Raw genomic sequence first — 24,232 nt, 5'->3', positions numbered from 1 at the left:
CTTTAATACATTGAATGAAACATTCTTTATAAGTTTTTCTCCAGAGATTATTTTTAGGCATATCTGAACTAAAAATAAAATTTAAACAAAATAAATTGAAAATTATAATGAAACATTTTTTATTTATTTTTTTGTTCATAAATCATTTTCCTTTTCTTTTGTCTTTTATTTAATTTGATTGGCCTAAATAAATGCTTCATTTGATTCCAAATTTCATCAAATTTTTCCTTTTTATTTTTTTCCTTTTTCTTAATTACATACTTAATCTTACCAAATTTAATTTCCCTAATTCCCTTATTACTTATTCTAATTCTAGGACTAGTCTTCATGTATTTTATATTAACATTTAATTTTTATTTGTCAATACGACGAATTCTTCTGCTAAATATAATGACATTAATTTTATATTTTTATTGATTAACTTTTGTTTAGCAATGCCTTTTGATCTATCTATTATAACAATAACTTTATCAACTTTGTACCCATATCTCTCTAGTATATCTATTGCATTCAAAATAGAATTTCCAGTTGTAATGACATCATCAATAAGATAAATTTTTGATTTTTTTATTAAGTAACCTTCTATTTGATTCTGTAAACCATGGTTTTTAGGATTTGGTCTTATATAAAAACCATATATAGAATAATCTAAATCCCAACTTTTTGTCACAATAGCAGATACTAACGGAATAGCACCTAAAGCTAAACCGCCAATACAGTGACAATTTTCTTCTATTAAGATATTTAATACTTGATCGGCTATTAAATTAATGTATTGGGGATGAAGAGAAATTCTTTTGATATTAAAATAGTAGTTAGTTATCCTTCCAGAAGAAAGTTTGGTTTTCTTAAAGATTAATGCATTATTTTCAATGGCTCGTTTTAAAGCAAATTTTCTAAATTTTTCCATTTTAGATGAAAATTTATCTCTTAACTTTAAAATTCTATCTAACTAATCCTTTCCAAATAGTTTCTTCAAAAAATCCCTTTCTTACAACTAAAACATCAGGTAAACTGCGTTTTGAATATTCAAAAATTTCTCTAGATTCTTCGATGTTTTTGCCTGTTAGCAAAAAAGGTTTAGTTTTATAAATGATATATTTTTTTAGTTTATCTATTGGCATATTACTTTTTAAATGTGACATGCTTACCTCCATTTTAAAATGGAAATTTATCTACTAATTTTAAGACTCTATTTAACCAACCTCTTCCAAAATATTTAAACTTCTTTAGTTTTGTATAAAATTCTATTCTTTCTATTAAGTATTCACAACAAAAATGACACTTCATAGTATCTAATAAAATATTAGCAGTTGGAATAGTTTCTTTTTCTCCAATGATTCCATCAACTTTAATTTTTGTAAAGTTTAAGTCACCATAACTTATTGGCATAAAATCATTAATAACTCTTTGCAGTGTATAAATAGCCCTCCTTCTTCCTGCATTTACTGCAAAATCCATAACATAATAATTGATTGGATAATGCAATTTGCCAATATTTGATTTTAACCAATAATTTTGATAGTAGAAATTATAGGCAATTTCCTTACAAATTTCTTTATTGAAATTCACTTTTTCAAGTTCTTTGAAAACTTCGGGATGCCATCTTTCCGTAATACCATAAAAACCTATTCCTACATCGTGTACATGGTGTGAATAAAAACCTTCTGCTTTTATAATGAAATCAAAAATTTTATCAAAATTATTCATAATCTTCCTCCCAATATTCATCAATTTGTTTTCTTATTTCTATTTTTTCTTTTTTTCTGTTATATTTAGTTTTATTTTTATGAATCATTGTGCCTTTATATGGCTTTTCTTCTAAAATTCTACTTCTTCTTAAAATTCTAACTAAATGTTCTCTTCTATTAGTTCTATGTTTTTCTTTCATATTCTTATCTCCATACAATTTTTATTTTATCAGGTTCAGATGTAATGTCAATTGGATTGCCGCCGCATCTTAAATAACGTGCTTGACAATTAGGGCAAATTATTACCCTTTCGCCCGTCAATTTATCAAATTGAAATTTACATTCAATTATATTATTACAAATTTTACATTTCATTACTTGTTGCATCTTATTTACCCTTTATTTTGAGATTTATTTCCTTTAACAATTCCAATAAATTTGGATCTAATTCACTTTTTGGTTTGGAATATCTTTCCATACACTCCTTGCATTCACCATTACTGCAAAGACAGTGGAAAAGGCCATCTACAAAGAATCTTCGGTATTCACAATTTTGAAATCTATAACTGAAGAAATATAAACAAATTCTATCTTCTTTCTTCATTTTTATCCCTCATATTTGATAAGTATAAAATCAAACCATTCTTTTCCATACGAGAAGATTTTGCCTTTAAAAGCAGCTTTTGATATTGGTTCTAAAATGTCATAAAAAGGTAAATGTTTATAAATAAACATTATTTTATTTTCTTTTTCTTCTATGGTAAATTCCGTCAATGGTATTGGAATTCCTGAAGGGAAATAATTTTTACCTTCATTATCCTTTACTTTTTTTGTTAAAATATGTTTACCATTAAGAAAAACAAAATAGATGCCGTTTCCTATTTTCATTTTTCTTTTTTCTTATTTTCTATTTCAATCAAGCCTAATATCGCATAACCTGCGATGTCCAATAATGTATCTTCCATACTTTCACGATGTTTATATGCAGTTTTTAGCCTGTTCAACTTATCTGTTAAACGAATAAGAAGCGCTATTGGCCCATATTCTTCAATAGTTTGCTGAAATGAATTTCCATAACGTTCGTTTTTTATTAAGATTGTATCTCTAATCCTATTTAAAATTTTGTCCAAGATTTCCTTCATATTTACACCTCATTTCTTACTAGTGAATCTGGATTCAAATGTAAAGCTTCAAAAACATTATAAATCTTATTGACAACAGTGACTTTATCACTTCCTGCAAATAATAAACCAACTAAATATAAATTTCCTTCGATAGTCTTACCAACACCAGAGCCAGAATCACCAGGTGCACTAAATTTATCTGGTATATGTTCAATTAATAATTGATCTTCAAAATAAGCAAATTCAGTCATTTCTTTATTCATAGCAACACGACATTCATAATTTGTAGCTCGTACAGTGCCAAGTGTTACGCCAGTAGTACGTCCAGTTTTAATTACTATATCGCCAACTTCCACATCAGCTAACCCTTCATAACAATCTGTATCTATTTCTAATGGTTTAGGAATAGCTATATCTGGATCATCTAAAAGACATAAAGCACAATCCACTTTATTCTTAGGTATATCTTTGGAAAAATCTACTGGTTTATATTGGAAGCGGAATTTACTGCCTACTAATTTGGCAAGAAAGTTTAAAATAGAAACAATAGCGTTTGAATAAGGGCAAGATATGGTTTTAATGGGTACATATTCATATAAAGTACCTATACGATTTTCAGGCATTTTAGTATTATTCGTATCATAAGTTCCAGGCTGTACAATGAGAGAACCAATTTCACATTTGTTTACACAAGCGAATACGTGATTATTAGATACCATCATTATTTCATCGTCTTTCTTAACTAAAAAACCTGAAGTTCCAGCGGTTATACAATTATGTAATATCATATTTCTTGTTACATAAGTATTATCTTCTTCTACTTCAAGATTATAGACAAAAAATTTACTTGGTCTATTCTTACTTCTTCTCTCAGGAATATTTAAGATTTGTTTTTCTGCTATAGGAATTGCAACAAATCCATCTAATATATTTGGAACATAATGAATCTTTTTAATGTTATGTTTTGGTTCTTTCCTTTTAATTATCCACATAATATCATCAACATAAGCTGAAATCTCATTTGGATATTTGTCATAATTTGGAATCCAAGAAGGACATCTTAAATTTTCAACCTCAACTGCAAAAACTTTATTATCCTTTATCGCAATAATATCTGGAATTGCTTTTCCTATAGGAATGACACGAAATCCTTGTTTCTCTAATTCTCTTGCAGCAGGTAGAATATCTTCGTAATAATGCTTATTACTTCCCACCAAACGATTTGAATGTTTTATTGATATATCAGTTCTAACCTTAGGTTTAGTCAAAGTTGCATAATGTTTATTGCAATATTCATAAAAATAAGGAATTGGTTCACCACAATATTTACATTTTGAAGCTTGGACAAAAACATAATCTCCTATCTCTAAATCTTTAGCTTCAATCCAATTGGGTTTGTTCATTTTCTTGTCGTAAATTAATACAGGATGATTAGGAGTTATAGTTATCCACCCACATTGCTTTCCTCTAGGATCAGCAACTCTGAATTTAAGAATTTGTCCTACATATCGCCTTTTGAAGACTTTAACTACTTTTTTAAATCGATTTTTATGAGTTAGCACTTTTTCTCCTATCTTTATATCCATTATTTTTTTGAGTCCATTTTCAGTTATTACACGTGTTTCACCACGAACACATATGTTACCCACAGATACTCCTAAAGGTACTGGTCTAAATTTTTTAGTCCTATCAACGTGATGCCAACCTTTAATTTCTTTTATATCTTCTTTTTTATCTTCATTTTTTTCAGGCCAAGGAATATCGTGACCCAGTAATTTAATCTCACCAACTTCAACTACATCTGTTGGTATGTCATCTATCATCCGTGGAATCATATCCTTAGCCGAAAGTTTATCTGGTGACAACTTCTTCGTAACTGTCACAACAATACCTTCGCCAGTTTCTTTTCCATTTCTAACCAATTTTCCAAAACCAAAACCATTTACGTTTGGTTTTTTAAATAAGACTTTTCTTATTTCGTTCATTGTTGTACCTCCACCTTAAAATTTTGTACTGCTTCGGGTTTAGGTAGTGGAATATGTACTGTACACTGGACTATATCACTTTCAGTACCTTCCCTATTCACAGCAGTCATTCCGAAAATATAATCTTTACCCAAAGCAGGTATTTCATACTCAAATAATTCTTCAAAATGTTTTGTTTCTTGATCTTCTTGAGTACAATACGAATCCATTTGTTTGATTAATATCCATTGATCCCCATCTTTTATATATAACTTGAAATGAATTTCTAATTCAGCAGGACAGTTATAATTCCAATTAGCTTTAAATGTTCTAGTAACAGAAGCAATAACAGTAGAAAATGATTTTTGGGTTTGAGCAGCAAAAAGAATATTTGCAAGAAAAATTAATAATAAAATTGAAGTAATAATGTATTTTTTCATTTTTATACCTCCATCTTTGAAATATATTTAATTAAATCTATTATGCGCATTGAATATGCCCATTCATTATCATACCATCCTAAAACTTTTATTAAATTATTTCCAATGACATCTGTAAATCCTGCATCAATAACACAAGAATTTGGATTCCCTTTGAAATCACAAGATACTAAGGGAATTTCACAATAACCTAAAATTCCTTTTAAATATGTTTCATTTGCTTCTTTAAAAACATCATTAACTTCATTTATATTAGTTGATTTTTCCACTTCTACAACTAAATCAACTAAAGAAACAGTAGATGTTGGAACTCTAATTGCGATTCCATTTAATTTTCCTTCTAGATGTGGAAATATTTTTCCTATGGCTTTAGCTGCACCTGTTGTTGTAGGAATCATTGATATTGCAGCTGCTCTTGCCCTTCTCAAATCTCTGTGTGACAAATCTAATATTCTTTGATCATTTGTGTAGGAATGAACAGTAGTCATTAATCCCTTTTTTATTTTAAAACATTCATCTAACACTTTAACCATCGGTGCTAAACAATTTGTTGTGCAAGATGCATTAGAGATTATTCTGTGATACGGTCTATAGTCTTGATGATTTACGCCCATAACAATCATTACATCGGCATTAGGCGATGGTGCTGAGATAATGACTTTCTTTACATTATGAAGACCTGCTAATTCCGCTTTTGTAAATACACCTGTTGATTCTATTACAATATCTGTTTTGCATTCTTTCCAAGGTATAAGACCTGGATTTTTCTCACTAAAAATTCTAATTTCCTTTCCATTCACAATAAGCATTTTTTCTTTTGTTTTTATATCAACGTCAAATTCACCATAGTTGGAATCATATTTTAGGAGATGTGCAAAAGTTTCAACAGGTGTTGGTAAATCATTTATTGCTACAAAATCAATGTTTCTTTTAAATCCTGCTCTAAAAATTAATCGCCCAATTCTTCCAAATCCATTAATACCTACTCTCATTCATCCCTCCCCAAAATTTCCATTTCTCTATCTCTTTTTAAAATAACTATTTCAGGATCATGTTTTTCTATACAATCATTTATTTGATATAAAGTTGCTCTAATATCTGAAGTAATTGGTCCACATTCTATCAATCTACTATTGGGGTATTGTGAAAGAATAGAATCTCTTTCTTTTTCATCAAACTTACCTATTAAAACTACATTTTTAATTTTAATTATGTTATTCATTTTAACCTCCTTAAATATCTTCTTCTTCATTTATTGGCCTTTCATAAAAATCTAGCCCACTATTGAAATAAGTTAATTTTTTATTCCAAGGACTTTGCAAAATAAAATCATTTATCCATCCAACTTGTTTTTTAAGTTGTGGCTTTACAATTTCTTCATCTAAAATTTTTTGATATAAATTGTTCATCTTAACCTCCTCTTTTTTTTAAAATATAATCATTCTATTTTGCAAAGTCAAGTGTTAAGTTTTTTATTGATTGTCCACTTGATATATGTTTAGAAATTATGCCACTATCAACTATTTTAGCACCAAGTGATTGTATTATCCAAACAAAAATATCAGGCGTAACTTTCCATGGAACTATATGATCAAGCTTGAATACTTCTATTAGTGGATAAATGCATCCTTCTGAACAAAAATATTGATTCTTTTTTTCTTTTTTCCACTTTAAAAATAATCCAAATCCAGCCCAATAGTCAAATTTAGCTTTTTTCCTTACTAAACCAACAAAAAAGTTGTTTATCAAAACATATTGTGCCATATTTACATCCAATGCCCAAATTTCATATTCATCGCCTTTTTTGTAACCATCAAAAATCTTCCTAACTTTCCATCTGCAATTTAATAATTCCTTATAGCTGTCAGGCCAAACTTCAATTGTATGTTCATCATCAAAGATGAATGCTATGTGGGAATATTCACCTTGCGTTTCCCATCTAATAACTTTAGCTAACCAATCAGTTCCTTTGTAAGCTAAATATTTTATTTGTTTGGACATTTGGTAATTCTCCATATTAATGGTTTTTTACCTGTCCATCTAAAACATCTATTTTTGTATTTATAAATAACACCAGCTTTACCTTGCTTTGGAAGTTTTTTAACTGTTATAACTTGTGCCATTTCAGTTCACCTCTTTGAAAAAGTTATTACCTAATACCTTTTTCTTTGATTTTATTTTAACTAATGGGTCAATTCCAGCTTCTACATATACAAAATCTTCTGTCTTTTTTGGACTTTTTAGTAAACATTCAAATTCTATTTGATTGTTTAGTGGAATTACTAATTCGCCTAAGCTTCCCCATCTTATAATTGCAAGTCTATCACCTTGATTGACAAATTCGCCATCTTCATCTATTAAAAAGACGTTTGCATTTACTTCTTGATCAGCAATTAAAATTACATAGTATTTAAAACCTAACGGATGTATTACTTCAACAATATCCCTCTGATTGTAATATAGAAATTCTAGACTTCTTCTAAACCTTTTGGGATGTACTATTTGTTTTAATATGTCATTTTCCATGTCACGCATAGATAAATTGTTTGTTATTATTGGATCAACGCTTCTTACTTTTACAAACCCATTTGTTGGAATCCTACTCATATGCACACTAAAAAATGTTAAAAATATGCCAATTACTATACTTGGCGAATTATAATTTTCATCTTCTAATACCTTTTTTAAATTATAAACTTTTCCTTTGATATCAACTATTTCATCATTTGGATTTATTTTTTCATGGACATACAAGACCACTCCATCTACTGGACTATACATAATTTCAGGATCGTAATAAATGGTGCGCATTGGATCACGTAAAAAAACTTGTTCTAACATTCTATGAATGCTGATTTTTCTTAATTTTTTCGTTTCTTCAGAATTTAACCATTCAGTTAATAATTTCATTTTTCTATCCCTTTTTTATTAAGTCTGGCGGCAAAAGGATTAAGTTTGGATAATTTAAAGGAGTTATAAAGCAACTTAAAAGAGCACCCATCTTCATTGCTTCACTCAAATCTAGATACATTACCTCAATTCCAAGTTCATTGCAGATTTTTTCTAAAGTTTCATTTTTTTTCACTTCTAAATCATAATATTTATCTTTTTTAGACATTCTATGGAGATTAGATGCATTTATTACCAATGAAGTTCCTAGTTTTAAACTATTACATATTCCCATATATGCACAATCTTTATCTACTGGATAGATATTTACATATTTCTCTAATTCACGAATAGGTTTTCTTTTAACTACTTTAGTACAAACCATAGCGTTTTCATTATCTAGCATAAAAAATGTGCAATCGCCGTGATATAAATATTCATCTGTAACTTCACTTTTAATAATATAAATATCATCAAATTGTTTCATTAACCAATCATGAGTTTCAGATTGTGTTCTTATTCCGTAATTCCCCCAATAAATGGCTTTATCATTGTCTATTGTTACAAGCTTGATCTCTGGATAACCCTCTAAGTATGTTTCAGGTTGAATAGTTTCATAACCAAATGATTGGAGAAATTCTTTAGCAACTTCAGATTCACCTTCCCTACCTTCAGCCTTAAATTTACTAATTACTATTATGTAATCTTGCTTAGATGGAAGATATAATGAAACAAATGAATTTACAAATGTAATATCTTGCAAGTTAGGCTTACTTGGCATTAAAAGAATCATAGAATCTGCCGATACAACTTGATATAAATCCATCCATTGTGACATAAATTTTTCTTTATCAATCTTTCTTTCTTCCTTAGGTAATTCTTTCATCCAAATATTATTAGCAATATTAAAATCCACATGGAAAGGTGGGGCCATAACAAAAACTTCAATATTTAAATCTGAAGGTTTAGGACTAAATGGTTCTTCTTCTTTTATGGTTTTTACATAAAATCCCTTTCTACAATATGGACATGTTATAAACTGCATTTTAATGCCTCCAGATCAATTAAAGATTTTTCATTAACTATAAATTCTGGAATCATATATTGACATTTAGAACATATCAAATAATTTTGATAATAAAGTTTATATTTTCTTCCTGTCCATTGTGCTACTAAAAGCATTTTAATTTCCATTTTTGATTTGCAATGGGGACAATAATAATCGTTCGTCCCAAATTCGTCAATTAGTTGATCCATATCCACCCTCTCTATTAGTCTGAATATAATTTTTCATTATTTGTTTGAAATTATTATAAATTTCTTCATCTACAATAGTTTCTATTTCTTCCCTACCATAATTATCAAAAAATAGCAATTGCGCAATTCTTTCTTGTGAATTAATTGGCACTAAGCCCCTAATTGCATAACAGCTGAAGTTGACAGTATCAAAGTAATCATTATCAATAACACCACTATCGACAAAAATCAATCCAAAACGATATACAGTAGAACTTCTAGGTCTAATAATAGCTTTAATAGGTGGTGGAACATATAATTTAAATCCTAAAGAAAACTTATAAATGCAATCTTTTGTTGTATAAAGAACACCATTTTTAGTAAAAATTTTTTGAATTCCGTATTCACTAGATTCTTCTATCCCTTCGCTCAAATTAATTCTACAATCATAACCAATTGCCAATGTAGTTTTCTTTTCAGGCAAAAAAATTGATTCTTTAGCCACAAATATAATTTTATTTTGTCTAATTAACTTTTCCATAAAAAACCCCTTATTGAATTTCTACTGGCATTAAATCATTTAATAATTCACTTAAATGATTTATTGTTTTCTCGGCAAATTCTTGGAAATCAACATTACGTTCTACACCTTTGTAAAGAATAGCTAATGCTGTTAAGACATCAAAATAAGTAACCGCTATATCATGTGGAAAATTTTCAAAATGAAATGTACCTAATTCAGGATTACTAACAAACACTGAAATGTGGCTACCTTCTCGATATTGTTCCTTTACAATATCCAAAAATTCATCTAAAGTCATTTCCTCTTCTTTAACCAACCCTTTTAATTTTTCTTCCATAATTTTCCTCCTTTTAACCCTTTAAAACAATGATAATCACTTTTTTATAAATTGTCAAGTACCATATTTTTCTGGAAATTGTAATCCCATTGGATCATGAAGAAAACAAAAACTTTCTCTTAATCCCAAAACTGTCCTAGAATAAATTGTTGAATGATAACCAAAATGAGATACTATATTGGGAATCGTTACATAATAAGTCATTTTATTTTCCATTAACCATTTTCTAATTAATAAATCTTGAGCGTCTTTAGGCGATACAGGTGATGTTTTCTTTTGAAATTCATATAATTGTTCAATTTGCCACAATCTCAACCAAAAACACGTAGAAGAACCATAATATGAATTTGGAAATGTCATCAAATGTAATTTGAAATTAGAACTAATAAAACTTTTAATCGTATCCTTTCTGTGGCTAAAACCTGAAATAATGCTATTCGAATCCTTTCTTAAATTTTCAAAATAAAAGACAACATCAATGAAATTGTAGCAAATTATAACATCATTTTCTAAAACTAAAAATAAATCATTTTTATTATAATTTTCTAATGCATATTCGAATGCATGTGCTAAATTTTCTCTTTTAGTGAAATTACCTTTGTAATGAAAATCAGCTTTCTTTGGCGACTCGTCTCCACCAAAAACATTTAACACGTATCTATCCTTTTTATTGGGAAGTCGTTGATCCAATATTGCAAAGCAAATATTTCTAGTTTCCTTTCTAATTTCAAAATTATCTGATGTTAAATTAATTATTAATCTCATCCTTTAACCAATCTTTTAATTTATATTTGCATTTATAAAATTTATTCATTTCTTCCAAGTTCAAACTTACATTTTTATTACCAACTAATCCAGTTGTATAATTAACATCTGTACTAAATAACTTTGCTAAATCATTTATACTAATTGTATCGTCAGATCCAATATCAATCTTAGTGCAGCATGGAACTTTAGAATTTAATGCTAAGTATATTATTTCACAAACATCCAGCACATGTATAAAATTCCTTTTTTGATTTCCATCGCCATAAATGGTTAATTTTTCATTATTTTTATACTGCTTTAAGAATTTGCTAATTACAGTATTCTTTTTCTTTAAAAAATCAATTCCACCATAGACATTAGTTAATCTAAATATATATGATTTTAAGCCAAATTTGCATTTATCGATTATATAATCTTCTACACAAGCTTTTGTATATCCATAGTAAGAAGTTCCTTTTGCTGCTTGTGAAGAAGTAAAGATAAATGGGATTCTTTTTTCCAAACAAAAGTCAATTAGCTTATAACTTGCTAAAACATTAGTTTCATATGCTTCTAATGCATTTATAATACAATTTTTCAAACCACTTATAGCAGCTGAATGAATTATCGCATTTATATTTTCAAATTTATATTTTTCAAATTGTCTTATATCGCAATTGGGCAAATCACATTCTATAAATTGAACATTCCTGTTTTTTAGAAAATGTTTCAAATTAGCCCCAATATAACCTTTAGAGCCTGTAATCAAAACCTTCATTTCTCATAAATTCTTCAATATTTTTTTCAACTATTTTCCATGGAACATATAAATGTTTATGTCTAAAACGAGTGTTCCAATTATTTATATATGTTATTGAGAATATTTCGTTTGAACTATAAATTTCAAATCCTAGTATTTGTATTATTTTCATTAGAACAAAATCTGGCCAAGGCCCAGGTTCCCAAAATTTTGCAGCCTTGACAATTGCTTTCTTTCTAAAAACGTTTGCAGAACCACTACCTAGATGAAAACATTCTTTATATGGATATTTACTAGTATTCTTCAATCTCTCATCATATATCAGAGTGCATCCAATTATAGATGCGACTTTTTCATTTGAATTTATCCTTTGAATAATTGGTTTGATATTAAACCTAATTTCATCATCCAAATCCAATGTCCTAACCCAGTCATATTTTGCATATAAAACGGAATTTATTACTAAATCTTTAGTATGATGCCAATATCTCAATATTTGCTCAGGCTTGAGATGTTTATGAATGTTACATTTTATATCTTTCAATTTTATTGGTTTCTGTTTAATAATTGTAAATGGCCAATTCACATCAGCGTTCCTATAATGTTTACTTTCCTCAAAAACATTCCAGCTACAATCTTCTAATAATAAAATTTCGTCAGCAGGTTGATATTTTATTATACTTCTTATGGCACGATGGAAAAATTGTTTACTTAATTCAGGATTATTGTAATCACACATTATTAATGTTTGTGTTAATTTTATATCCATTTTAGATTTTCCAAATCATTATTGTTTTCTACAAATTTAATATTAGGATAATTTTTTAGGTAAGTATTATAAAAACTTTTTACTTTATGCGTAAGTCCATTAAAAGATATGACATTGATTCCTAATATAGCGGGTATTAAACTACCATGCATTCTATTAGAAATAACTAGTTTGGCTTCACACAATCGATTGTATGCAAATTCTTTAGCATATTCTATTGCATCTTTTGATGACAAATTATTCAAAATTTTCTTATCCTTATCATTCCATAACCATCTAATTTTAATATATTTCCTTAACATTGAAGAAATTTTAATCAATAACGGAGTTTCTTCAGTATTTGGATAAATAATCAATATATTATTTTTGGGTATTATATTTTCAAATTCATTATATAATAAAATACTAGGACATGGTACTAACTTTGTTGGAATTCTAATACGCAAATTTTTTTCAAAGTATTCCTTACTTGTTTTTTCCCTAAAACAAACATATTCTATTTTTGGTAATTCAAAAAATAATGCACAATGTTTATCGAAATCTCTTACAAAGCTCGTTGGCGCAAAAATTATCTTTCTATTTTTAGCTTGGAAAAACCATTTGAAAACATCTCGCATTCCTAAAGAAGCTGAACTATATTCACCACCTCGAATTAATATTGGCAAATCATAATTGGGCAAGTCTCGGCCATATTTGCAAATTACATATTCGATATTAAGAATTCTAAACAATTTTATTAGACCAGCTGCAATTAAATAATCACCAACATTGCTCAATTCTGGAACAGGAAACCCAGCAAAGATCAATTTTTTCGGTAAATCTTTCAAATTGGTTATTATTTGATTACATAATATTTCATTTAGTTTTTTTACTTTATCGTTCATTTAGCCTTTCCTTGATATAATCTAATCTTCGTTTAATTTTATATCCAACATTAGCAACGTCAAATTTCATACCTTGTTTGATATAATCTTCTCTATTTTTAATTGATAAAGCCTGCTCAATACATTCAATCGGATTAGAACAAATGAATCCTAATGAACCCAATTGTTCCTTTACACATCCAACATTTCTAGTTACTATAATGCATCCTGCATTAAGTGCTTCGTATATTACCAAGGGACAGCTTTCTCTATAAGAAGCCAAGACAAAAACTTTACTTCTTTTCATATATCTGGCAACTTCCACTCTAGGTAAATTATAAACAAATTTGATATTAAGGTTCTTGAGAAATTCCAAGTCTTGTTGATTCGTAACTGTTGTTATCATTAAACTATTTGGATATTTTTTATGAATTTCTACAAAATCAAACCCGCCTTTATCCCTAAATTCATTTGTCCTTATGACAGTTAAAACATCAATGTCTCTTTCAGTATTTAGATCTAAAGGCCTAAACATAGAATAATCATGTGGCGGAAATATCGTTAATGAATCAACTTGAAGTCTCTTTCGTGTTGTGTTGCAATTTGCCCAATATTCAATTACGTTATTTGAAATACGAAATCCAGATACGATACACCAAGCAATCGTGGGAATTCTGAATTTATGTGCATAAAAAGCTCTAGTAAATATTAAATCATAATTTTTCTCGTTTATTTCAAATTTAAAATCATCTTCATCCAAAAATTTCAAATTGTAGAATTTCAATAGATTCGGTATATTTTCTATCTGACTATTGGATACAGAATCATAATGAACATGAACATCATAACCTAATGATCTAAAAAAATCTGCAAAAGACAATAATTCATAAATAGAGCCGCCAATTCTAAAAATTCTTGGTAAATAAACTAAAATCTTCATTTCCAACTGATTTTTGGTATTAAAATTTCTTTTTTAATTCTATGTTTAAATTTTATCATAATCCTGAATAAATGTCTAATTTCTTTTTCCAATGTAGTTGAAGGTCTATAACCCAATTTTTTTAATTCCTTATGGATCGGATTATACCAATAATTATCTTCCAATTCAATTCTTGGGTTTTTAATATTTAATTTTTTTGCATTAATTCCAAATTCATTAGCAATTTGAACAACTTTGTTTGCTATATGTGTAATAGTATATACATTTTCAAATTGATTGACAACACGATAATTATTTTGTTTTGGAGGATTTTCCAAAAGTAAAGTAAAGCACTGTACGGCATCACATAATGGTATAAATCCTCTTTTTTGATGCCCCTTACCATATAAAGTGAGTGGTATCTCCGAAACAGCTTGGGCTACAAATCGGTGAACTACCGTGCCGAAGGATTCATCAACGTCAAGACGTGTTAACAAACTATCGTCATTCATTTCCTCAGAATGAATCCCATATATAATTCCCTGATGTACATCTGTAATTTTTAAATTCCAAATTTTAGATGCAAATTCAAGATTTATTGCATCGCAGCTTTTGCTAGTGTGATAGAAACTTCCGCCTAATTTTGGATATGGGATAATTAATTTTTTGCCATCCATTTCTATTTCAAAATTACCTTCTGGTATAAAAGGTAAATCATAAGAATAGACGCCCATAGTACCAGCATGTAAAATATGTGTTTTTGGACAATGTTTTTTAACGTTCCAAAGAACTGACAATGTTCCTAATATGTTATTCTTATATGTTTCAAGGCATGATTTAACATCTTTCATGGAATAAGCAGCAGACGGTTGTTCTGCAAAATGTACTATACAATCTGGTTTTTCTCTAGAAAATATATCACCTAATAATAAAGGATTAATTATGTTTACATGATAAAAATTTAATTTATAACCAAAACGTTTGAAGAAAACTTTAATTCTTTCTTCCATCGGGAGAATTGGAGTTATAGATTGGCTCTGCATATTTCTTACCCATTTTCGCCTATTGAAATTATCAACGCCTGCAATTCTATGGCCCTTATTTGCTAAATGTAATGCTAATGTCCAGCCAACAAACCCATCGATTCCTAAGATTAGAACTTTCACTTATTTCTCACCTTATTAATAATAATTTCCAAATGTTTTAATATTTGATAATAATGGTATTTAAGTTCTAAATCTTCAATTTCATTTTCATCAATATTATAGACCAAATTTTGATAAGTTTCTAATGCCATTAATCCTAATGAATCTTTAAATACTTTTTTTCTCATTCGCATATATTTCCTCCTTAATTTTTAAAATTGCTTCTTTTGGATTTTTCGATCTAGTAATATAACTCCCAAAAATCAATATTTCAGGATTAAATTGGATTAAATATTTAATATCTTCTGGTTTTAGACCACCAGCTATTGCAATTGGAATTGAAAATGACTTAGAGAATTTTTCAATTTCATTGAATGGAATTCCTTTAGAATTTTGAACGTCAATCGCAATATGAAAACTGAAATAATCAGGAAGAAATAGTTCAATTTCTTTTCCCCTTGAAATTTTTTCCTTGACGCCAATGAAATCAACCACTACCTTTTTATCTTGATTTTTTGCTTGCATAATTGCTGACTCTATCGTTTCTAGCTCAGCTTGGGCACATACGGTCATTATATCTGCTCCAGCATCAAATGCCATTTTAGCTTCCAAAGCACCTACATCCATTGTTTTAGTATCAGCTAAAACTAATAGATAAGGAAATTCTTCTTTTATTTTCCTTACTATGCCCATACCTTGTGCTTTTAGTAATGGTGTTCCAACTTCAATGATATCTGCATAAGGGGCAACTTGTCTTGTAATTTCTAACGCTTTATTTCTATCTAGAATGTCCAATGCTACTTGAATTTTCATTCTTATTCCTCCTTAAAATTCCTCTAATAAAACCAGACAATTCTGCAATTTCCCTAGAATGTTGTTCCAATTTTTCATAAATGGTACTCAAATGATTATCTGTGATGTCTTTCAATCCATCACGAAATTCTTTTCTCAATGAACGTATTTGGGAAACTATCAAACTAAAAATAAACATTATCAAACCGAAAAATCCTGCTTCCTTAATCCATTCCATTGTCGTTCACCCCTATATCAAAAAGTTATTTATTATCAGAGGATTAACATTCAAATCATAAGCTTCAGCTATTATATTTCTATAAATTTTAGTAATCTTAATAGAAGAAACTTTTATATTTGAAGTTCCATTACGTAATTCATCTAAAAATTTCTCATCATATATATTTCTAGAAATACCACACCAAACTAATAGAGCATTCAGTATTGGTCTATAAATAGTAAAGCTAGTATGCCTTCTTGAAAATCTGACTTTAAAAGGAACATTTTCATTATTTAGAATCCAAATCAAAAAATTTCTTGCCAAAACATTTTGAACTTTAAAATACACTGAATCATGAACCGACTTTTTTTGTATAGATTTAAACAACAAATTCAATAACTTTTTAATTCCATCTCTGTCATAACTCTGAATTACTTTTGGAATCGTTTCTAGTTCATCAGATTCTATACCATAATTTTCAAAAAACCTTTTTTTGGGATGTTTATAAATTAAACTATAAAAAAACATTTTATTGGCTAAATCTACATGCCCTTTATTTTTCCCATAAAGGCGCCTTCCGATCAAAATATATAAATTATCACCTACTTTATAGTCTTTTACTGCTTTACCATTTATTATTTGGTCTTCTGTGGCAGAAATATAACCTAATGGTGTCATTAAACAAGTAACAGGAATCCTTTCAACATATTTTATAATTTTTGGTAACTCAACGAATTTATCATAAGATGCAAGTGCATAAATCTTTGGAATTTGAATTCTAGGGCTATCATTATAAAAATCGCCCAAAAATATTACGCCGTTTTCTGTTTGAATTATACTATCCCAAGCAAAAATCTTAATTTTCCTCCAATACTTGTTTAATTCTATCCATTTCCGTTGGTTCACTTGGACAGTAAAATTTGGGTACAAATGTCGTATGGCAATTAAGAAAACATCCAGCCAAACTATCTAATGCATCATTATAAGTACAATTTGGATATTCCATTATTTCCATATTCAATTCGGCTGTTTTTCTGTTTAATACTATAGTTCCATTAGCCAAATATGGTTCTAATGAACGGATTCTTATATCTTTTTCTTTAGTTGCCATTACTTTTGCAGCTCTTGGAATGGGCCTCAGTCCTCTTTCTCTAAAATAACTTTTTAATGCATTTAAATAAAAAATTTGGCCACCTGTGGTTTCAACATATAATCTAGACAATGGAAATTTTTCTGCTATTGATGCGATTATTTCAAATTGTTCTGTTTGCCTGCAAACTTTTGAAATATTTTCTACTACATAATATATTTTACTTCCATTTTCATAGGCTTTAGCCAAAACAGTTATAGAAAATAATGTTGGTGTGCTTCTTCCATGAACTTTCTTTTCACCTATTGTTGGATCAACATAAGCATAAAACACTAAAGTAGCCCAATTATCTTTTAGAAATTCTTCTGTATCTTCTATAAATCTATATTCTTCAATCCTAAATGCTCTATCAATATCTTCTAAGATTTCATTTTGTCTTTCTAGAAGAAATTGCTGTTTACCTTCACCATAATATTCACACATTAAATCATAAAGGGTTTCGCCTTTCTTCCATAAGATATCAGCACCTTTATCCATTTCATCTTTATGTTGCAAATAAAACTTTTTTGCTTCTTCGAATCTATCTGGATTTGTCCTATCTGTATATATTTCAGCCCATGCATCCCATAAATCCATTCTTTCGGGCCATTTAATTATTGATTTAAATTTTACGCTTTCCCAAGAAGCAAATTCTTTGGAAGTCATTAACTTGTAAAGTATATGCTCTTTACCCATTAATGTTCCTGTTGTTACTATATCTGTATTGTCATCGCCAGCTTTCATTACATCCCTTGTAAACCATTCATATATTTCTTTGTTTCTAGATTTTGATAGAACATCTTCCCTAGAACATATATCATCGATTATTATCATATCTGGCCTATAATTTAAATACTTACTTCCTTTAACTTTAGCGCCAGCACCACGTGCACTGATAGCTGCATTATTATTAGTTACGATGAAATTTCCACGCCAAATGGGCCCAATACCAACTACTTCTGGATAAATTAATGTTAAATAAGGATTATTTTCTAATTCATCTTTAATAGATAATAGATTTTGTTCAGCTAAAGTATCAGAAGCTCTTAATAAAAAACAATAACGTTTTCTTCTGGTACAAATTAACCATAAAATAACAATTTCATCTAAAGTTGTTTTTCCATGTCCACGTGGAGCAATGATTACTTTTCTTATCTTTTTCCTTTTTCCAACTTCATTTTGAAAAACATCTAATATTGCATCATGACATGGACTTAATGGTTTATAAATTTTATGTTTAAAACAGACAGATATGAATATACGAATGTTTTTATCACATAATTGTCTAGCAACACTGATGGGTACTTCCTTACCATTAATTCTAATACTATCTTTCATATAAGTTCTTAGTTAAATCTTTTTCTAATTTTTCAATTTCCTCTTGTGCAAGAACATTAGTCTTTTTCTTAGGAACTTTCTCTTTTATCAAACCTGTAACCTTAGCTAATAATTCTAAAAGACGAATTATATTAGATTGATAAGAAACAGCTAATTTCTCATTACCTGTTCCTGGAATATTGCAATCATATAACCTACTTCTGGCAATGCCGAGTTGCTCGACTATTGTTAAAATTAGTAATTTTTTTCTTTTTCCTTCTTGGGAATTCAATACATCGGCTTTAACTTCTTTAAGTGCTTCATTTACTTGTTCAATTAGAATTTTTTCATTAATTTCTTCCATTTTTCTTCTTTTTCTTTTTGATTCTTGCAAACCTTAACCGTAAGCGCCTTCTTCTACGTGCTTCTTTTTTTCTTTGTTTAGCTATTATCTTTTCACGTTTCTTTTCACTTGGTTTTTTATAAAACTGCCTTTCACGAAATTCCTTAATTATAGGACTAGTTTCTTCAACGAATCGTCTAAGCATAAATTCAAATTTTGGATCAATTTCCTTTTCTTCAATAATCCTATCTTCCATTTTTTTCTTCTAAAACTAAGTTTTCTTCATGTAGTTCTAAAGGAATATTTTTCAAAATGAACTTAACATCTTCCATAGTTAAAAAGATAAGAATTTCATTATTGCCAAAACTGATATAAGTACCATAACCAACTTTATCCGAACTTTCGCTTTTTTTCAAAACATCCCTAAGAAGTTTAATTAAAGTAATTTTTTCTTCAGTTCCAAGATAAATTGCAACACGAGCTTTTTTTAAAATAATTGCATAAGACAAAGCCCCATCACGTGTAAATCCTTTTTTAATTTTTAATCTTTCATTTTCTACCGTTTTAAATCACCACCTTTTCTCTTAATTTTACTTCAAAATTTCAATTTGTCAAGCCCTAATTTTTATAAAAAATTCATTATGTTCTTTAATAAATTCCTGCAAGAAATTTTTAGTAAATTGATTCGGAACATTAAATCTTTCAGTTGGATTTGCTAATTGTAAATAATATTTATGCTTTTTTCCAACTATTTGCAAAATATCTTTCAAATCTTCAAGATTTAATAATGAACTATGAATAGTAGTTCTAAATTCATGCGGAATGTTGCTTGATTTAATAATTTTAATTGATTTTTTAATTTTTTCCATTGGAAATTTAGTTCTTATAATTTTTTCATATTTATCAAACGGTGCTTTAATATCCATAGCTACATAATTTACTAATTTTTTCCGAATGAGAAATTCTAATAAGTCAGGATTAGTTCCATTTGTATCCAATTTAATCAATAATTTTAATCGTTTAATTTTCCTGCAAAATTCAGGTAAATCTTCATGTAAGGTAGGTTCGCCGCCTGAAATAACTATTCCATCAATTAACAATCTTCTTTTTTCTATGAAGCCAATAGTGCTTTCTAATGAAAAATTGCCCTCTTTTTTAGGAATCAAATGATAATTATGACAAAAAATACAATTCCAATTGCAACCTTGTGTGTAGATTACAGTTGATAAAAACCCTTCATAATCAATAGTTGAAAACGGTGTAAAACCTGCGATTTCCATTTTATTCTCCTATGGTGATCTATTATTTAAATTGAATCTTTTCCTTCTTTTGAACTCTTCTTGTTTGCCTTTATTCCACAATTTTGTTGGCCTATAATATCCAACTACACGATCATAAATTTCACATATAGTTCCACACTTTTCACATTTTTCCATTTTACCTTGATAAGTGCATTTGCATTTAGGACAATAAGAAAAAGTTGGTGTAATTGCAAAATATGGAATTTTAGTTTTATATGTAAGCATCCTAATTAAAGGCCAAATAGAATATGGTTGTAAACGTTCTCCTGTAAAAATAAGAAATATACTTCCACCTGTAAACAAAGGTAAAATTTTGTCATAATGTCTTACATAGTCATATAAATCATCTGAATAATCTACAGGTAAGTTCAATCCATTAGTAATAAATTCTCTATCAAAATTTTTGAGAAATTTTGCAAATCTATAGCAACATCCTTCTCCAGGTGCGCTTTCTAGATTAAACAAATACCCAGTCTTTTGTTGCCATTTCAAAATCTCTTGATTGATTAAATTAGCAATTTTTATGCAGAAATCTGTAAAATTATTAGGTTTTCCTAGAAAAATCCATGCTTCCCAAGCACCTTGAACTGAAACAGTTAAAAAATGATGTGAAAAATCTTTAAGATAATGCTTTAAGTATGGAAATAAACCACATTCCCACAATTTATCTATTTTTTGCCTTTTCTTAATCAATGCAAGACAAGCAAGATTCACATAAGTAATTAAAGTTTGAAAAAATCTATTAAGTCCATAATTTTGAGCTATAAGTGGTAAGTTAATATCTACTACACCTAAACTTCCAGTCTGTGGGGAACTTCCGCCAATTGAAGTTCCTACATTTCGCTTTAATTCAGTTAAATCTAAACGCAAATGGCAACACATTGCTCTAATATCTGAAACGTCTAGATTACTTGAAACCATATTTTGATAATATCCACCACCTTTATATGCAGTCCATTCCCATAATAATTCCTGAATGTCTTCTGGAACTCTCTGCTTGAAATCTTTCGTGATGTTTATTGTGATAACTGGAAAAGTAAAAGGCCTTCCTTGTGAATCGCCTCTAATTAAAAGTTTTAGCAAATTTCTATTTATTCTATTCATCAAAGCTTGCAATCTTTTGTATTCACCATAAGTTATATCTAATGGTTTTCCAACGAAAACTGGGAGATTTTTAAGATAATTTGGTACTGTAAAATCTATTGTAAGATTGACGAACGGACTTTGGGAGAAGCGACTTGGAACATTGATACTATATATAAATTCCTGCAATCTTTGATAGATTTCTTTGTCACTTAATTCATCAACTTCTAGATAAGGTGCTAAAAGTATATCAAAATCATTTAATGCTACTGCACCAGCTATTTCATTTGAAACAGTACCAATAAAATTAACTAATTGTCCTAGCGCAGAACTAAAATGTTTTGGTGATGAAGAACATGCTGTATTAGAAATAGCAGGTGGAAATCCCTTAGATAATATTAGATAAGTGTCAAATCCACAACAATATGGAGCAATGCCCATATTTAAATCATGAATGTGAAAATAACCATTCTTATGCGCATCTGCAATGTCGCCTTTATATAAATTTTCCAAACAATATTCTGCAATTTCGTGTCCAGCCAAGTATTTTTCTAATTGTGCTAAAGAATATACAGTATTAGCATTTTCTCTTTCACGCCAATCTTTTCTCTCTAAATAATCCAAAACCCTATTCTTTATTTGGCCGATTGCGCCAATAGAATTGGATAGAGAAGATTTTAAAAATTGAAATGCTTTTTTTAGAAAGGAAAAAATTTGTTTCATTCTTTCCTCCAAAAATAAAGTAGTTTTATTTTAAATCAATTTTTTTCTTTTGTCAAGTCCCAAATTATTTAAAGTTCATTCAATTTTTTCTCATTTTGAATGAAATTTTCTATAATACAAGGTTTTGCTTCTTCTATACTTTTTATTTTTACTCGTACAAACCATTCCTTTAATGGCGGCATCTGTACGGCAATATCAAACTCAATATCTTCTATAAACTTTCCCATAAATGCCATTTCACTTTTCATTTGCATTTTCAAAATTGTTTAAACTATTTACTTGCTATATAACAAATTGCTATTAAAATTGCAAATACCCAAATGCAATACCAAATAGCCAATTCATGCATTTTTTAATCTCCTGTTTAAATCTTCCAAAATTTTTTTATGTTTTCCAAGTTTGATTTTGTGCAATAAATTAATTGCTTCTTTGCAAACTTTATCAGGATGTGTATTCATCAAATAATCTAAAAAATTGATCACTATATCAGGCCTAATTTCAGTTTTCTCTTTTTTGGAATAATATGGACAAGCAATCACAATATAAACAAAATCTTCACCTAGTCTAGCACTTTTTTTGAAAACATAAAGTTCTTCCGAACAATGTCCCGATTTTTCACATGTTTCGCATAATGCATCTTTTGCATCATTTATGTGCACAAGTTTGGCCTGCACTCCATTAATTTCAAATTCTTTTTCAGCATCTTGTTTTTTCACCAAACTATTATGGATTTTTTCCAAAAGAAATTTTTCTAAAAAACTTCTTGCTTTTTCTTTTGGAAAATCAGCCTTTCCAGATTTATATCTTGAAAATTTACTTTTGGAAATTCCTAATAATTTTTGCACTTTATTTTGGCTAAGATGTTTTCCATAAAGTAGATCTAAAAATTCTAAAAAAGCATTGAAATCCATTTTAACTCCTTTCTATTTTGATGCAATCATTAGGACAACTTTCCATGCAATTACCGCAGCCTATGCATTCATCTGCATTAGTTGGTTGTGATTTATTTCCAATTAATTCCCATACACCATTAGGGCAAATTTCCACACATTCGCCACATCCACTACAACAATCTACTATGTGAATTATTTTCCACATAGTAACAGTGTAAATAAAAAAATTAATTTGTCAAGTACTGAGATTGACAAATGCAGGCACGGTGGCGGGCGGAAATTTGCAAAATTCCAATTTTTTAAAAATGTAAAATTCTTGTAAAGATTTCTTTTTGGAATTCACGAAAATGTAGATTTGACGCCGCTTGCGGCGCCTCTTGAACACCCTGATTGATTTTGGATTTAATCTCTGAGTATGGAATAAGCAAGCTCCTGGGTATTTGTATAGAGAACATAGTGTGGATTATCCCTGAAGACTTTGGAAATATTCTTTTACTAGCAAACCTTTTTATAGTTGTTTGTCATGATGCATAAGTTGTATGAGTGTTTCGTACGGAATATTTGTTACGAGTGACTATTCTTTGGAAGTTCTAACAAAATAACTCTGGTTGTTAAAGTTTGAATGGATTGTTATTAGTTCTTACTTTCAGCTTACAAATAAAGGATGGACCCTATAGGACGTTTGTGAGTGCTTGGGACATAGCAAGTGAATCTGTATGGTTCTATTTGTACGCAAATGAACTAGCTTTGGAATTAGCTTTTGAGTGGTGTTAGGTTCTTTTGTTGTTGCTATGTTTTTTCTCTATATATTTTTTTTGTTAGTTCTGTGTTATGGGATGTTGGTTTTATAGGCTACTAGCTAGATATCTATAATATATATATACTTATAATATAACAGACCAGAAGACCCTATAAGATTTCTCTATAGTTTGTAGCTTGTATTTGTAGATAACCGCATGTTAACAAATTTTGTAAAGTGTTTTGTCAAAAATTTTCTTAAAAACTATATTAAAAATTTAATATT

Annotated in this window: 38 protein-coding genes; all 38 read right to left on the bottom strand. The window is 28.8% G+C overall.

Annotated elements, in window-relative coordinates; all coding sequences use genetic code 11:
* Positions 1 to 119: 119 nt before the first annotated feature.
* Positions 120 to 329 (bottom strand): hypothetical protein, encoded by a 210-nt coding sequence (locus J7J62_07870; protein MCD6125069.1) that lies wholly within the window; start codon positions 327 to 329, stop codon positions 120 to 122.
* Between the two features lie 17 nt (positions 330 to 346).
* Positions 347 to 910: an orotate phosphoribosyltransferase gene (gene pyrE / locus J7J62_07865; protein MCD6125068.1), complete on the bottom strand. Its 564-nt coding sequence runs from the start codon at positions 908 to 910 to the stop codon at positions 347 to 349.
* A gap of 34 nt (positions 911 to 944) precedes the next feature.
* Entirely contained in the window at positions 945 to 1,145 is a 201-nt protein-coding gene (locus J7J62_07860) for a hypothetical protein (protein ID MCD6125067.1), read from the bottom strand.
* A gap of 13 nt (positions 1,146 to 1,158) precedes the next feature.
* Positions 1,159 to 1,710 carry a hypothetical protein gene (locus J7J62_07855; GenBank protein ID MCD6125066.1) on the bottom strand — a complete coding sequence of 184 codons (552 nt, stop codon included), beginning with the start codon at positions 1,708 to 1,710 and terminating at the stop codon, positions 1,159 to 1,161.
* The gene (locus tag J7J62_07850; GenBank protein MCD6125065.1) at positions 1,703 to 1,891 is read right to left on the bottom strand and encodes a hypothetical protein; all 189 of its coding nucleotides are present in this window, start codon (positions 1,889 to 1,891) and stop codon (positions 1,703 to 1,705) included. The genes J7J62_07855 and J7J62_07850 overlap by 8 nt, the downstream gene beginning before the upstream one ends.
* A 188-nt stretch (positions 1,892 to 2,079) precedes the next feature.
* Positions 2,080 to 2,295, bottom strand: coding sequence for a hypothetical protein (locus J7J62_07845; GenBank protein ID MCD6125064.1), 216 nt, complete (start codon positions 2,293 to 2,295; stop codon positions 2,080 to 2,082).
* Between the two features lie 2 nt (positions 2,296 to 2,297).
* On the bottom strand, positions 2,298 to 2,579 hold the full coding sequence (locus J7J62_07840; protein MCD6125063.1) for a hypothetical protein: 282 nt from the start codon (positions 2,577 to 2,579) through the stop codon (positions 2,298 to 2,300).
* On the bottom strand, positions 2,576 to 2,833 hold the full coding sequence (locus tag J7J62_07835) for a DUF1599 domain-containing protein (protein MCD6125062.1): 258 nt from the start codon (positions 2,831 to 2,833) through the stop codon (positions 2,576 to 2,578). Before J7J62_07835 ends, J7J62_07840 begins: the two co-directional genes overlap by 4 nt.
* A 2-nt stretch (positions 2,834 to 2,835) precedes the next feature.
* Positions 2,836 to 4,800, bottom strand: a complete 1,965-nt coding sequence (locus J7J62_07830; GenBank protein MCD6125061.1) for a hypothetical protein — start codon at positions 4,798 to 4,800, stop codon at positions 2,836 to 2,838.
* Positions 4,797 to 5,219, bottom strand: a complete 423-nt coding sequence (locus J7J62_07825; protein MCD6125060.1) for a hypothetical protein — start codon at positions 5,217 to 5,219, stop codon at positions 4,797 to 4,799. Before J7J62_07825 ends, J7J62_07830 begins: the two co-directional genes overlap by 4 nt.
* A gap of 2 nt (positions 5,220 to 5,221) precedes the next feature.
* Positions 5,222 to 6,211 (bottom strand): type I glyceraldehyde-3-phosphate dehydrogenase, encoded by a 990-nt coding sequence (gene gap, locus J7J62_07820; protein ID MCD6125059.1) that lies wholly within the window; start codon positions 6,209 to 6,211, stop codon positions 5,222 to 5,224.
* Positions 6,208 to 6,441, bottom strand: coding sequence for a hypothetical protein (locus J7J62_07815; GenBank protein MCD6125058.1), 234 nt, complete (start codon positions 6,439 to 6,441; stop codon positions 6,208 to 6,210). Before J7J62_07815 ends, gap begins: the two co-directional genes overlap by 4 nt.
* A gap of 10 nt (positions 6,442 to 6,451) precedes the next feature.
* Positions 6,452 to 6,628, bottom strand: a complete 177-nt coding sequence (locus tag J7J62_07810; GenBank protein MCD6125057.1) for a hypothetical protein — start codon at positions 6,626 to 6,628, stop codon at positions 6,452 to 6,454.
* Positions 6,629 to 6,662: 34 nt separating this feature from the next.
* Positions 6,663 to 7,220, bottom strand: coding sequence for a hypothetical protein (locus J7J62_07805; protein MCD6125056.1), 558 nt, complete (start codon positions 7,218 to 7,220; stop codon positions 6,663 to 6,665).
* The gene (locus tag J7J62_07800) at positions 7,205 to 7,342 is read right to left on the bottom strand and encodes a hypothetical protein (protein ID MCD6125055.1); all 138 of its coding nucleotides are present in this window, start codon (positions 7,340 to 7,342) and stop codon (positions 7,205 to 7,207) included. The genes J7J62_07805 and J7J62_07800 overlap by 16 nt, the downstream gene beginning before the upstream one ends.
* 1 nt (position 7,343) lies before the next feature.
* Complete coding sequence (locus J7J62_07795) at positions 7,344 to 8,129, bottom strand: phosphatidylserine decarboxylase (protein ID MCD6125054.1); 786 nt, start codon at positions 8,127 to 8,129, stop codon at positions 7,344 to 7,346.
* A 4-nt stretch (positions 8,130 to 8,133) separates the two neighbouring features.
* The gene (locus J7J62_07790; protein MCD6125053.1) at positions 8,134 to 9,153 is read right to left on the bottom strand and encodes a hypothetical protein; all 1,020 of its coding nucleotides are present in this window, start codon (positions 9,151 to 9,153) and stop codon (positions 8,134 to 8,136) included.
* Positions 9,154 to 9,348: 195 nt separating this feature from the next.
* Complete coding sequence (locus J7J62_07785; GenBank protein MCD6125052.1) at positions 9,349 to 9,885, bottom strand: hypothetical protein; 537 nt, start codon at positions 9,883 to 9,885, stop codon at positions 9,349 to 9,351.
* 10 nt (positions 9,886 to 9,895) lie between these two features.
* The gene (locus J7J62_07780; protein MCD6125051.1) at positions 9,896 to 10,204 is read right to left on the bottom strand and encodes a hypothetical protein; all 309 of its coding nucleotides are present in this window, start codon (positions 10,202 to 10,204) and stop codon (positions 9,896 to 9,898) included.
* A 54-nt stretch (positions 10,205 to 10,258) separates the two neighbouring features.
* Positions 10,259 to 10,969, bottom strand: coding sequence for a hypothetical protein (locus tag J7J62_07775; protein ID MCD6125050.1), 711 nt, complete (start codon positions 10,967 to 10,969; stop codon positions 10,259 to 10,261).
* On the bottom strand, positions 10,953 to 11,729 hold the full coding sequence (locus J7J62_07770; protein MCD6125049.1) for an SDR family oxidoreductase: 777 nt from the start codon (positions 11,727 to 11,729) through the stop codon (positions 10,953 to 10,955). Before J7J62_07770 ends, J7J62_07775 begins: the two co-directional genes overlap by 17 nt.
* Positions 11,704 to 12,480, bottom strand: a complete 777-nt coding sequence (locus J7J62_07765) for a hypothetical protein (protein ID MCD6125048.1) — start codon at positions 12,478 to 12,480, stop codon at positions 11,704 to 11,706. Before J7J62_07765 ends, J7J62_07770 begins: the two co-directional genes overlap by 26 nt.
* The gene (locus tag J7J62_07760; GenBank protein MCD6125047.1) at positions 12,471 to 13,364 is read right to left on the bottom strand and encodes a polysaccharide pyruvyl transferase family protein; all 894 of its coding nucleotides are present in this window, start codon (positions 13,362 to 13,364) and stop codon (positions 12,471 to 12,473) included. The genes J7J62_07765 and J7J62_07760 overlap by 10 nt, the downstream gene beginning before the upstream one ends.
* A complete protein-coding gene (locus tag J7J62_07755; GenBank protein ID MCD6125046.1) occupies positions 13,354 to 14,283 on the bottom strand; it encodes a glycosyltransferase in 930 nt (309 codons plus the stop codon). Before J7J62_07755 ends, J7J62_07760 begins: the two co-directional genes overlap by 11 nt.
* Entirely contained in the window at positions 14,280 to 15,428 is a 1,149-nt protein-coding gene (locus J7J62_07750; protein ID MCD6125045.1) for an NAD-dependent epimerase/dehydratase family protein, read from the bottom strand. The genes J7J62_07755 and J7J62_07750 overlap by 4 nt, the downstream gene beginning before the upstream one ends.
* Positions 15,425 to 15,595, bottom strand: coding sequence for a hypothetical protein (locus tag J7J62_07745; protein MCD6125044.1), 171 nt, complete (start codon positions 15,593 to 15,595; stop codon positions 15,425 to 15,427). Before J7J62_07745 ends, J7J62_07750 begins: the two co-directional genes overlap by 4 nt.
* Positions 15,576 to 16,220: an orotidine 5'-phosphate decarboxylase gene (locus tag J7J62_07740; protein ID MCD6125043.1), complete on the bottom strand. Its 645-nt coding sequence runs from the start codon at positions 16,218 to 16,220 to the stop codon at positions 15,576 to 15,578. The genes J7J62_07745 and J7J62_07740 overlap by 20 nt, the downstream gene beginning before the upstream one ends.
* Entirely contained in the window at positions 16,186 to 16,437 is a 252-nt protein-coding gene (locus tag J7J62_07735) for a hypothetical protein (protein ID MCD6125042.1), read from the bottom strand. The genes J7J62_07740 and J7J62_07735 overlap by 35 nt, the downstream gene beginning before the upstream one ends.
* Positions 16,438 to 16,449: 12 nt before the next feature.
* Positions 16,450 to 17,325: a hypothetical protein gene (locus J7J62_07730; GenBank protein ID MCD6125041.1), complete on the bottom strand. Its 876-nt coding sequence runs from the start codon at positions 17,323 to 17,325 to the stop codon at positions 16,450 to 16,452.
* The gene (locus J7J62_07725) at positions 17,276 to 18,886 is read right to left on the bottom strand and encodes a hypothetical protein (protein ID MCD6125040.1); all 1,611 of its coding nucleotides are present in this window, start codon (positions 18,884 to 18,886) and stop codon (positions 17,276 to 17,278) included. Before J7J62_07725 ends, J7J62_07730 begins: the two co-directional genes overlap by 50 nt.
* Entirely contained in the window at positions 18,876 to 19,229 is a 354-nt protein-coding gene (locus J7J62_07720) for a hypothetical protein (protein MCD6125039.1), read from the bottom strand. The genes J7J62_07725 and J7J62_07720 overlap by 11 nt, the downstream gene beginning before the upstream one ends.
* The gene (locus J7J62_07715; GenBank protein ID MCD6125038.1) at positions 19,216 to 19,464 is read right to left on the bottom strand and encodes a 30S ribosomal protein S21; all 249 of its coding nucleotides are present in this window, start codon (positions 19,462 to 19,464) and stop codon (positions 19,216 to 19,218) included. The genes J7J62_07720 and J7J62_07715 overlap by 14 nt, the downstream gene beginning before the upstream one ends.
* Positions 19,454 to 19,717 (bottom strand): hypothetical protein, encoded by a 264-nt coding sequence (locus tag J7J62_07710; protein ID MCD6125037.1) that lies wholly within the window; start codon positions 19,715 to 19,717, stop codon positions 19,454 to 19,456. The genes J7J62_07715 and J7J62_07710 overlap by 11 nt, the downstream gene beginning before the upstream one ends.
* Positions 19,718 to 19,819: 102 nt before the next feature.
* On the bottom strand, positions 19,820 to 20,488 hold the full coding sequence (locus tag J7J62_07705) for an anaerobic ribonucleoside-triphosphate reductase activating protein (protein MCD6125036.1): 669 nt from the start codon (positions 20,486 to 20,488) through the stop codon (positions 19,820 to 19,822).
* Between the two features lie 9 nt (positions 20,489 to 20,497).
* The gene (locus J7J62_07700; protein MCD6125035.1) at positions 20,498 to 22,315 is read right to left on the bottom strand and encodes a ribonucleoside triphosphate reductase; all 1,818 of its coding nucleotides are present in this window, start codon (positions 22,313 to 22,315) and stop codon (positions 20,498 to 20,500) included.
* A gap of 68 nt (positions 22,316 to 22,383) precedes the next feature.
* Positions 22,384 to 22,551 carry a hypothetical protein gene (locus tag J7J62_07695; protein MCD6125034.1) on the bottom strand — a complete coding sequence of 56 codons (168 nt, stop codon included), beginning with the start codon at positions 22,549 to 22,551 and terminating at the stop codon, positions 22,384 to 22,386.
* Between the two features lie 105 nt (positions 22,552 to 22,656).
* Complete coding sequence (locus J7J62_07690; GenBank protein MCD6125033.1) at positions 22,657 to 23,226, bottom strand: helix-turn-helix transcriptional regulator; 570 nt, start codon at positions 23,224 to 23,226, stop codon at positions 22,657 to 22,659.
* A gap of 1 nt (position 23,227) precedes the next feature.
* The gene (locus J7J62_07685; protein MCD6125032.1) at positions 23,228 to 23,413 is read right to left on the bottom strand and encodes a 4Fe-4S binding protein; all 186 of its coding nucleotides are present in this window, start codon (positions 23,411 to 23,413) and stop codon (positions 23,228 to 23,230) included.
* Between the last annotated feature and the right edge of the window lie 819 nt (positions 23,414 to 24,232).

It is taken from the genome of bacterium, assembly GCA_021159335.1.
GTDB lineage: Bacteria > UBP14 > UBA6098 > B30-G16 > B30-G16 > JAGGRZ01.
The sequence above is the reverse complement of the archived record's forward strand: the minus strand, read 5'-3'. Positions and strand labels throughout refer to the sequence as shown.